Here is a 7,478-nt window from a genome sequence, read left to right on the forward strand (position 1 = left end):
CGGGCGCGGGCCGAGGTGGACCGCGTCGCGGCACTGCCGCATGCGCTGCGCGGTGCACCCGGCGCGCGGGTGACCCGGGGGCCGGTCGACGGCATGTTCGCCGTCGTCGACACGCTGTTCGGCAGCGTGACGACGCTGTCCGCCGAGGCCGAGGCCATCTATCCTGAGTTGGCCATGTCGCTGGTCGGTGCTCGCTACGCAGCCGAGCTGCGCGAGTACGCGGGCCGGTTGGGGTCGGAATTCAACACGCCGCTGGCCACGCAGGCGCCGCTGACGCGCGACGAGCAGCAGGCCATCCAGCGGCTCGAAGGCCGCATCGAGCAGCTGCGCCGCCTCATCTGGCTGCAGGTGCGACGCGCCGACGCGCCGACGCGCTCTGCCGTCGAGCAGATGGAGGCGCGTTATTTCGGTGAGGATCTGCCCTTCGTGCAGGAGTTGACGGCGCGCGGCCAGGCGGGCCAGGCCTACGGCCTCGACGCGGCCGCCTTCGTGGCTCGCTACGTGCCGTCGATGCGGACCATCGTCGAGCTGCGCGACAAGCTGTACGAAGACGGACGGCAAGCGGCGCTCGCGCGTGTCGCCGCCACGCGCGAGCGCCTCGTCGTCAACGTCGCGCTCGGCGTGGCTGTGCTGTGCATCGAGCTCGGCGTCTTTCTGCTCATCCGCCACCGTGTGCTGATGCCGCTGCTGAGCAGCACGCGGACGATGACGGCCATCATGCAAGGCCGCGTGCCGCCGTCCGATCACGAGCTGCCGGCCGAGCGGCTCGACGAGATCGGTGCCATGCAGCGCGCCGTCGCCGCGCTGCGAGACGCCACGCTGCGCAGCCGAGCACTGGAGGCGGAGCGCGAGCAGCTCATCGAGCAATTGCGAGTCGCCAGCGACACCGACTTCCTGACCGGCCTGCCCAACCGTCGGGCCTTCACCGAGCGCGCCAGCGCCCTGCTGGCGCAGTCGCGCCGCCACGGCTGGCCCGTGGCGCTGGTGGTCTTCGACCTGGACCACTTCAAGCGCATCAACGATCAGCATGGCCACCCGGTGGGCGACCAGGTGCTGCGCGCCGCGGCCGCGCATGCGCGCGGCGAGGTCCGCGAAGGCGAGCTGCTGACACGCCACGGCGGGGAGGAGTTCGTCATGCTGGCCCCCAACTGCGCCCCCGACGAAGCCCTGCAGCTCGCCGAGCGGCTCCGCGCCACGCTGGCTGACACGCCCATCGTGACGGTCGAAGGATCGACGCTGCGCATCAGTGCCAGCTTCGGCGTGGCCTGCGCCCGGGCGCGCGAGCTGACCGACCTGGACCGCCTGTTCCACGACGCCGATCGGGCGCTCTACGTCGCGAAGGCGCGGGGGCGAAACTGCGTGGTCCAGGCCGGCGCGCTCACGCCATCCGTGGGCAACGCAGGCTGAAGTCACGATGACCCGGGCGCACCTGGGAAGGCTCAGGCTGCGACGGGGCAGGGCGTGCCTTGGGCTCGGTGCCACGACGCTCTGACCGCGGGGAGGGCGTCTTCGGGGACGACGCGCACCCCGATGACGGCCAGGCGATCCGCCCGGGTTCTGAGGGCGCGGACTGACGGGCTGCTATCAGGCAGCGCCGCCGCCCTGAGTTAGGCTGGCGACATCCGTCTCCTAGAGCCCGCCACCATGAAGATTCAGACCGTCGCCACCGCCCTTGCCATCGTGCTGGGCGCCGTCTTCGCCGCCCCCGCCGCCGAGGCGCGCGTGGCCCAGCACCACAAGGGCAGCCACGTCAGCAGTGGTGTGCAGGCCAAGAACGGCGCGAAGAAGCCCGCCAAGGCCAAGCACAAGAAGAAGGCCGCCAAGAAGGCCCAAAAGAAGACGCCGGGCTGAGATCGCCCGTCACTCGCGCTCGAACTTGAACACCGCGACGCTGGCCATCAGATTGGGCAGTGAGCGCACCGGCCTGCCGTCCTGCAGGCCGAAGCTGTCCAGGATCTTGAGCCGGTTCTTGCGCGCCAGCACGCCGAAGTCAGCGAAGGTGCCGACGCGGATGTTGGGCGTGTCGTACCACTCGTAGGGCAGAGCGCGCGTCACCGGCATGCGGCCGAACAGCACCTGCACCCGGTTGGGCCAGTGGGCGAAGTTGGGGAAGCTGACAATGCCCATCTTGCCGACGCGCGCCGTCTCCTTGAGCATCTGCTCCGCGTTGCGCAGATGCTGCAGCGTTTCCAGCTGCAGCACGATGTCGAAGCTCTGGTCCTCGAAGATGGACAGGCCTTCCTCCAGATTGCGCTGGATGACGTTGACGCCGCGCTTCACGCAGGCCAGCAGGTTGGCATCGTCTAGCTCCACACCGTAGCCGCTGCAACCCTTGTGCTTGATGAGGTGCTCCAGCAATTCGCCGGTGCCGCAGCCCAGGTCCAGCACACGCGAGCCCGGCGGCACCAGGGCGGCGATGGCGGGGTCGAAACTCATACGGCCACCCCCTTGATCTGCAGGGGCCGGGCCGCCGGGTACAACTCGCCCGCGACGCGCTCGAAATAGGCCCTTAGCACCCCGTGATAGCGCGGGTCGTCGAGCAGGAAGGCGTCGTGGCCGTGCGGGGCGTCGATCTCCGCGTAGGACACGTCCAGGCGGTTGTCCAGCAGTGCCTTGACGATCTCGCGCGACCGTGCCGGCGAGAAGCGCCAGTCAGTCGTGAAGCTCGCCACCAGGAACTTGGCCCTCGCGCTCGCGAAGGCGCGCGCGAGGTCGCCACCATGCTCGGCCGCCGGGTCGAAGTAGTCCAGCGCGCGCGTGATCAGCAGATAGGTGTTGGCGTCGAAGTAGTCGCTGAACTTGTCGCCCTGGTAGCGCAGATAGCTCTCGATCTGGAACTCGATGTCCTGCGTCGAATAGCCCAGCTCGCCGGACTTAAGCTCGCGGCCGAACTTCTCGGCCATGACGTCGTCGCTGAGGTAGGTGATGTGGCCAATCATGCGCGCCACGCGCAGGCCGCGCTTGGGCACCACACCGTGGGCGTAGAAGTGGCCGCCGTGGAAGTCGGGGTCGGTCACGATGGCGCGACGCGCGACCTCGTTGAAGGCGATGTTCTGCGCTGACAGGTTGGGCGCCGTCGCGATGGCGATGCAGTGGGCGAGGCGCTCGGGGTAGCGCAGCGCCCAGTCCAATGCTTGCATGCCGCCCAGGCTGCCGCCCAGCACGGCCGCCAGCTTGAGGATGCCGAAGCGCTCAACGACTCGGGCCTGCGCGTCCACCCAGTCCTGCACGGTGACGACGGGGAAGTCCGCGCCCCAGGCCCGACCGGTCGCCGGGTTGGCGTGCATGGGGCCGGTGGAGCCGAAGCAGGAGCCCAGGTTGTTGACGCCGATGACAAAGAACTTGTCCGTGTCCAGCGGCTTGCCCGGGCCAATGAGGTTGTCCCACCAGCCCTCACTCTTGGCCTGGCCGGCGTAGCTGCCGGCCACGTGGTGGCTGGCGTTGAGCGCGTGGCAGACCAGCACCGCATTGCTGCGCTCGGCATTGAGCTGCCCGTAGGTCTCGACCATCAGGTCATAGGGCCCCAGGCTGGCACCGCTGCGCAGAGGCAGTGGCTCGTCGAAATGAAAACTCTGCGGCGACACGTCGCCGACGCTACGGCCCGTCATGGCCTCACTCCAATAAAAAACCGGCGGCCACTGTTGCGGACGCCGGTTGGTTCGGAGTCCTGTTTAGCGGCATTTGTAGAGCGCCCGCAATCCGGAACAAATCGGCGCTATGGGACGAGATTCTATGCCGTCCGCCGTCACCGCTGCCCGTCAAGCCGGAACTGCGCCACGGCACCAGCCAGCAACTGCAACTGTTGCCGCAGGCTGTCAGCGGCGGCAGCCGACTGCTCCACCAACGCGGCGTTCTGCTGCGTCATGTCGTCGAGCTGGCTGACGGCGCCGTTAATCTGGCCGATGCGCGCGCTCTGGTCGGCCGCGCCTGCGGCGACTTCGCCGATCATGTCGCTGACCTTCTGCACGTTGTCGACGATCTCCTGCATCGTCGCGCCCGCATGCTGCACCAGGCGCGCGCCGGTCTCAGTGCGTTCGACGCTGGCGGTGATAAGCGACTTGATCTCGCGCGCAGCGCCCGCCGAGCGCTGCGCAAGCGAGCGCACCTCGGTGGCGACGACGGCGAATCCCTTGCCCTGCTCGCCCGCGCGCGCCGCCTCGACGGCAGCGTTCAGCGCGAGGATGTTGGTCTGGAAGGCGATGCTGTCGATCAGGCCCACGATGTCGCCGATGCGGCGCGAACTGGCGTTGATCTCGTCCATCGTCGAGACCACCTCGGACACCTCCTGGCCGCCACGCTGCGCCACCACGGCCGCGCCCGCGGCCAGCTCGCGCGCCTTGCCCGCCGCGTCGGCGCCGTGACGCACGCCCTGGGTCAGCTCGTCCATGGAGTTGGTGGTGCGCTGCAGGCTTGACGCCGTCCGCTCGGTGCGCTGGCTGAGGTCGTGATTGCCCGCGGCGACTTCGTCGCTGGCCGTCTCGATGCTGAGTGCCGAGGTCTTGACCTGGCTGACCAAGCCGCGCAGGCTGGCCTGCATGGAGTCCAGCGCGCGCAGCAGGTCGGAAGCTTCGTCACGACCGGCGATTCGCACGTCGTTGTTCAGGTCGCCGCCAGCAATGGACTGGGCTACCGTGCAGGCGTAGCGCATGGGAGTGGTGATGGTGGAGGAGTTGATCAGCGTCAGCGGTACGACCAACACCAGCACCATGGCCAGCACGGCCAGCGCGCGCCAGGTGATGCGCTGCATCTCGGCGCTGAACTCGGCCTCGGCCGCGTGGGCCTGGCGGTCCACGGTGGCGACCATCGTCTCCAGGCGCTTCTCGACCTCGCGCAGCGCCTCCCGGGGTTGCTCCGGCAGGCCTTGCGCCTGCCGCACGTCGGCCAGGGCCTGCCGGATGGCGGTGAGTTGCTGGACCTCCTGCGTCGTGCGCGTCGTGGCCTCGGCATGGAGTGCCGTCAGTTGGCGGCCGCCGAGCAGGCCGGTGAGGGCCAGAGTTGCGAACATCACCAGCACCATGGCGATGGCCCCGTGCATGCGGGTGCGGATGGTGAAACTGCGCATCCAGGTGGCGACATTCATGGGGTTGCTTCCTTGCTCCTTGCCGGGCCGCCGGGTGCGACCTCCTTGTCAAGATGCTAATGATCGACTCGATGCTGGCAAGAAGAGATTGGCTGCGCCTTGCGATTTGCCGAACACTTGGCGAAAAGTCCCGTCCAATGTGGAGTTGTTGCCATGAAGCGAATCTTTCTGCCTGCGATGGCCGCGCTGCTGGCTGGCTGCGGCGACCGGCCGACCGACGGCTGGACGGGTTATGCCGAGGCGGAGCTGGTCTACATCGCCCCACCAGTGGCCGGCCGGCTCACCGAGTTGGCGGTACGCTCGGGCGAGGCCGTCACGGCGGGGCAGCCGCTGTTCGCGCTGGACGCGACGCCCGAGCTCGCGGCGGACATCGAGGCCCAGGCCCGCGCCCAGAGCGCGCTTGCCCAGGCTCGGAACACCGACAAGGGCCGGCGCGTGCCGGAGCTGGCTGTCGTGCGGGCCCAGCTGGAGCAGGCCCGCGCCGCCGAACGCTTGGCGGGCGTGGATCTCGTGCGCCAGCAGGAACTACTGACCCAGGGCTTCGTGGCCCCGGCCCGGGTGGACGATGGGGTGACGGCGCTGGCCCAGGCGCGTGCCCGCGTCGCCGAGCTGGACGCGGCGCTGGTGGTCGCCCGGCTGCCGTCGCGCGAGGACGAGCGCGAGGCCGCCCGCGCGCTGGCCGACGCGGCACGGAGCAGTCGTGCGCAGACGGCCTGGCGCGTCGAGCAGAAGCGTCAGAGCGCGCCCATGCCGGCCCGCGTGCAGGACGTCTTCCTGCGACCCGGCGAGTGGGTGCCGGCCGGTCAACCGGTGCTGGCCCTGCTGCCGCCGGCCAATCGCAAGGCGCGCTTCTATGTGCCGCAGTCGGCGGTGGGCGGCCTGAAGCTCGACACCACCGTGCAGCTGCATTGCGATGGTTGCGGTGCAGCCATTCCGGCGCGCATCTCCTTCATCGCCGCAGGGCCGGAGTACACGCCGCCGGTCATCTACTCCAACCAGCAGCGTGACAAGCTGGTCTTCCTCGTCGAGGCCCGTCCCTTGAAGGCCGAGGATGCGGAGCGCCTGCATCCGGGGCAGCCGCTGGACGTCACCCCATGAGCGAACTTGCGATCGACGTCAAAGGGCTGAGCAAGTCATACGGCGGCCGCAAGGTTGTGGACAGCGTGGACATGCAGGTCGTCACGGGTCGCATCGTCGGCTTCCTTGGCCCCAACGGCAGCGGCAAGACCACCTCGCTGCGCATGCTCTGCGGCTTGCTGACACCCGATGCCGGCGACGGGCATGTGCTGGGCCTGGACTTCCGCCGCCAGGCGGCCGAGGTCAAGCGCCAGGTCGGCTACATGACGCAGAAGTTCGGCCTCTACGAGGACCTGTCGATACGCGAAAACCTGGACTTCATCGCCCGCCTGTTCTCCATGGCCGGACGCCGCGAGGCCGTGGACGCGGCGTTGGGGCGGCTGGGGCTGAAGAGCCGCGAGAAGCAGCTCGCCGGCGCGCTGTCCGGCGGCTGGAAGCAACGCCTGGCGTTGGCCGCCTGTCTGCTGCATCAGCCCAGGCTGCTGCTGTTGGACGAACCGACGGCCGGGGTCGACCCCAAGGCGCGCCGCGAGTTCTGGGACCACATCCACCAGCTCGCCGTGGAAGGCATCACGGTGCTGGTGTCCACCCACTACATGGATGAGGCCGAGCGCTGCGATGAGCTGGTCTACATCGCCTACGGCCGCGTGCTGGCGAGCGGCACGGCGGCGTCGATCGTTCAGGCCGCGGGTGCCAACGACCTTGAAGACGCCTTCGTGCGCCTGGTCGGCCAGGCCACCGACAACTTCGCCGAGGGCACCTGATGCAAGCCCTGGCCCGCATGTTCGCCATCGCGCTGAAGGAAGTGCAGCAGATGCTGCGCGACAAGCTCACCTTCGCGATGGCGGTGGGTGTGCCCATCATGCAGCTGGTGCTGTTCGGCTACGCCATCAACACCGACCCCAAGGGCTTGCCGACCGCCGTGGTGTCGCAGGACGCAAGCCCGATGGCGCGCAGCCTGGTCGCCGCACTGCAGACCAGCGGCTACTTCCGTGTCGTCGAGAGCGGCATCGCAGAGTCCCGCGGTGATGCGCTGCTGCAACGCGGTGAGATCCAGTTCCTCGTCGTCGTGCCGGACGACTTCGGCACGCGCGTCGTCCGCGGTGAACGGCCGGCCGTGCTGGTCGCCGCGGACGCGACCGACCCCTCAGCCGCCGGCAACGCCATCGCCGCATTGGTCCAGCTGGGCCAGACTGCACTGAGCCGTGACCTGCGCGGCGCGCTGGCCGTGGTAGCGCCGCAGCCCCTGCCGTTCGAGGTGCGCATCCAGCGCCGATACAACCCGGAGGGCTTGTCGCGCTACAACATCGTGCCGGGGCTG

7 protein-coding genes, 1 pseudogene and 1 riboswitch are annotated in these 7,478 nt (G+C 69.1%); of the genes and pseudogenes, 5 read left to right on the plus strand and 3 right to left on the minus strand.

The annotated features are described in order from the left end of the window. The coding region (locus VGF12_RS11965; RefSeq protein ID WP_331176266.1) for a GGDEF domain-containing protein at nucleotides 1-1,407 on the plus strand (1,407 nt) is incomplete at its 5' end. 237 nt (nucleotides 1,408-1,644) lie between these two features. Next, nucleotides 1,645-1,851 carry a hypothetical protein gene (locus tag VGF12_RS11970; RefSeq protein WP_331176267.1) on the plus strand — a complete coding sequence of 69 codons (207 nt, stop codon included), beginning with the start codon at nucleotides 1,645-1,647 and terminating at the stop codon, nucleotides 1,849-1,851. A 9-nt stretch (nucleotides 1,852-1,860) separates the two neighbouring features. Here the strand turns inward: VGF12_RS11970 and metW are convergent, their stop codons facing one another. The 3 genes from metW to VGF12_RS11985 form a co-directional block, all read right to left on the minus strand. After that, a complete protein-coding gene (gene metW, locus VGF12_RS11975; RefSeq protein ID WP_331176268.1) occupies nucleotides 1,861-2,436 on the minus strand; it encodes a methionine biosynthesis protein MetW in 576 nt (191 codons plus the stop codon). After that, complete coding sequence (gene metX, locus VGF12_RS11980; RefSeq protein ID WP_331176269.1) at nucleotides 2,433-3,608, minus strand: homoserine O-succinyltransferase MetX; 1,176 nt, start codon at nucleotides 3,606-3,608, stop codon at nucleotides 2,433-2,435. The genes metW and metX overlap by 4 nt, the downstream gene beginning before the upstream one ends. Nucleotides 3,609-3,650: 42 nt before the next feature. Next, nucleotides 3,651-3,726, minus strand: a riboswitch (SAM riboswitch). A gap of 19 nt (nucleotides 3,727-3,745) precedes the next feature. Continuing rightward, entirely contained in the window at nucleotides 3,746-5,080 is a 1,335-nt protein-coding gene (locus tag VGF12_RS11985; RefSeq protein ID WP_331176270.1) for a methyl-accepting chemotaxis protein, read from the minus strand. Nucleotides 5,081-5,233: 153 nt separating this feature from the next. Here VGF12_RS11985 and VGF12_RS11990 point away from each other — a divergent pair, with 153 nt between their 5' ends. The 3 genes and pseudogenes from VGF12_RS11990 to VGF12_RS12000 form a co-directional block, all read left to right on the plus strand. Beyond that, nucleotides 5,234-6,178 (plus strand): HlyD family secretion protein, encoded by a 945-nt coding sequence (locus tag VGF12_RS11990; RefSeq protein ID WP_331176271.1) that lies wholly within the window; start codon nucleotides 5,234-5,236, stop codon nucleotides 6,176-6,178. Next, nucleotides 6,175-6,837: pseudogene (gene ccmA / locus VGF12_RS11995) on the plus strand (heme ABC exporter ATP-binding protein CcmA); the annotation flags it as partial. The gene VGF12_RS11990 and the pseudogene ccmA, both read left to right, overlap by 4 nt. 83 nt (nucleotides 6,838-6,920) lie before the next feature. Further along, nucleotides 6,921-7,478 (plus strand): ABC transporter permease (locus VGF12_RS12000; protein WP_331176272.1); only part of this gene is annotated, 558 nt, incomplete at its 3' end.

Source organism: Roseateles sp. (genome assembly GCF_036404855.1).
Lineage (GTDB): Bacteria > Pseudomonadota > Gammaproteobacteria > Burkholderiales > Burkholderiaceae_C > Pelomonas.